The 2,602-nt window shown below is 69.2% G+C and carries 2 protein-coding genes and 1 pseudogene; 2 read left to right on the plus strand and 1 reads right to left on the minus strand.

Going from position 1 to position 2,602, the window contains the following annotated elements:
* Positions 1-1,010: helicase-related protein (locus ACXJKR_RS29425; RefSeq protein ID WP_457325862.1), on the plus strand; the 1,010-nt coding region annotated here is incomplete at its 5' end.
* 266 nt (positions 1,011-1,276) lie between these two features.
* On the opposite strand, the gene ACXJKR_RS29430 is transcribed toward ACXJKR_RS29425, so the two are convergent.
* Entirely contained in the window at positions 1,277-1,777 is a 501-nt protein-coding gene (locus tag ACXJKR_RS29430; protein ID WP_457325863.1) for a hypothetical protein, read from the minus strand.
* 197 nt (positions 1,778-1,974) lie between these two features.
* Between ACXJKR_RS29430 and ACXJKR_RS29435 the strand changes: the two are divergent.
* A pseudogene (locus tag ACXJKR_RS29435) lies at positions 1,975-2,602 on the plus strand (hypothetical protein); the annotation flags it as partial.

The following is a 2,602-nucleotide window of genomic DNA, read 5'->3' on the forward strand; positions in this document are numbered from 1 at the left end:
CGCCGGGACGCCTCATCGACCACCTGGAGCGCGACACGCTGGACCTGTCGGCGCTGAACACCCTGGTGCTGGACGAGGCCGACCGCATGCTGGACATGGGCTTCCTCGACGACATCAAGGCGATCGCCAAGCGAGCGCCCGCCAACCGGCAGACGCTGCTGTTCTCGGCCACCTTCCCCGAGGGCGTGACCGAGATCGCCGCCAAGTTCATGCGCGAGCCGCAGACGGTCAAGGTCGCGGGTTCAACGAGTGCCGCGGCGTCGACCATCCGCCAGATCGCCTTCGAGGTGGGGGAGGGCGAGCGCCTGGACGCCGTGCCGCGCCTGCTGCGCGCCTTCCGGCCCGAATCGACGATCGCCTTCTGCAACACCAAGCAGCAGTGCCGCGACCTGGAGGCCGTGCTCGCCGCCCAGGGCTTCATCGCCCTGGCCCTGCACGGCGACCTGGAGCAGCGCGACCGCGACCAGGTGCTGATCCAGTTCGCCAACCGCAGCGCCTCGGTGCTGGTGGCCACCGACGTGGCCGCGCGTGGTCTGGACATCGCCAACCTGGCCTGCGTCATCAATGTCGACATCAGCGCCGACGTCGAACAGCACGTGCACCGCATCGGCCGCACCGGCCGGGCGGGTGCGGAAGGTCTGGCCCTGAGCCTGGCCAGCCTGGACGAGATGGGCCGCATCGGCCGCATCGAGCAGCTGCAAGGCCAGGAATTCAAGTGGCAGCCGCTGGATAGCCTTCAGGACGCTCCCGGCGGCCCGCTGCTGCCGGCCATGGACACGCTGCAGATCCTGGGCGGCCGCAAGGAAAAGATCCGCCCTGGCGACATCCTGGGTGCGCTGACCGGCGAGGCCGGCTTTGCCGGCACACAGATCGGCAAGATCAATGTGACCGACTTCCACAGCTATGTGGCCGTGGAGCGCGGCATTGCCAAGGAGGCGGTGCGCCGGCTGTCGCTGGGCAAGCTCAAGGGGCGCAAGGTCAAGGTCCGCCGGATGGCCGACCTGGAATAGGGCCTGTTAGCGCCACGGCAATGGGTCGCGAAGGCCCGCCGCAAGGGGCCAATCTAGACGCAGCGCGCCGCCCGCACTCGCGTGCGGGCCAGGGCTGCAACAACGAGTGGCCCCTTGCGGCGGGCCTTCCCGAAGGGTTGCGGCCAGAAAGACCGCATGCTGTGTTGCAGATCCTCGCTGGGCATGAGCCCAGCTTGCGGTCTGCTGTCGTGCCTGCGGCCTTTCTGGCCACAACGCGGCCCATTGCCGTGGCGCTAACAGGCCCTCTAATTCAGCCCCTGCTTGGCCCGTTCGCGGGCCATGTAGTTGGCTTGATCGCGATCACGATCTCGCTGCACGCGGGCCTCGCGTGTCTCCCAGTCGCCGCAGCTGAAGTAGGAGCCGCCGAACAGCCAGCCCAGCAGGCTGGAGTCGTCGACCGCTTTCCCTTCACCGCCGGTGCAGACCATCGCCGCCTTGGAGCTGCTCTGCTCGGTCAGGGCTTCCTGCACGAGCATGGAGCGCGACATCAGCACCGAGGCCGGCATGGCCACGGCCAGCAGCACGCCGCCGATGACAACGCCCTTGGCCCAGCGTGGGAGCGCGCCGCTGACAGGCGTGGGTGCCGCCGCCGCACGCGTGGTTGTCGGTTGGGGCCGGTTGAAGGGAATCGTGGCGGCGAAGGACGTCGCCTCGGTCGCCGTGATGGTGCCCGAGCGGCCGCCCGCGCCGCTCAGCAGCCGCGGCTGGGCAGGTTGTTGGGGTGGGTTGGTTGTGGCGGCCGGCATGGGGTTCGAGGGCCCTCGAAAGAGAGCCGAACGCGATGCTAGGGAGGCCGTTGCGGGCGGATTGTGAGCAATTGCAAGGGCGCGGCGCTGAGGGTGGAAATGCGTGGAGGAAGTCACGATCGCCAGTTGCGCCATAACGTGCCCGTTCAGGGGTGGTCACCATTCCCGGGCCTGGCTGGCAGAGCTACATTCGGCCCGTGTCCAGCATCCTCGACCTGCTCAGACGCCGCCTGTTGAAGGGCCTGCCAGCGCTGCTCGCGGTGGCAGCCGGAGTGGCCCATGCGCAGGAACTGACGCTGACGCTGCGTGCGCCTGACAGCGAGGCCGACCTGCGCAACGCCTACATCCGCGATGCGGTGCAGTTGGCGCTGGACAAGACGCGCGGGACCGACGGCGCTTACCGCCTGCAGCTGTCAGCGCCCATGAACAAGCGGCGCGCGCTGCTGGAAGCAGCCCAGCAGGCCGCACCGAACTTCCTCGTCGTCACCGGGCCGGACGCCGGCCGGGCCGCGGGCCTGGTGCCGGTGCTCTTTCCCATTCATCTGGGCGTGAATCGCTACCGCGTCTGCTTCGTGCACACGCCCCAACGCGCCGTCGTGCGCGAGGCCGATACCTTGAGCGCGGTGGCGCGGCTGCGCCACGTGCAGGGCCGCGGCTGGGCCGATGCGGACATCCTGCGTGCCAACGGCTTCACGGTCGCCGAGGCCAACGGCTACGAGGCGCTGTTCCAGATGGTGGCCATCGGCCGGGCCGACCTGTTCTGCCGCAGCGTGCTCGAGGTCGGCCAGGAAGTGCAGGCCCACACCGGCCTCAAGGGTCTGGCGC

Source organism: Roseateles sp. P5_E11 (genome assembly GCF_054049355.1).

What these genes read in the sequence shown, in the direction of transcription:
- ACXJKR_RS29430 (WP_457325863.1), bottom strand. Translation starts at nt 1,777, where the DNA reads ATGCCGGCCGCCACAACCAACCCACCCCAACAACCTGCCCAGCCGCGG.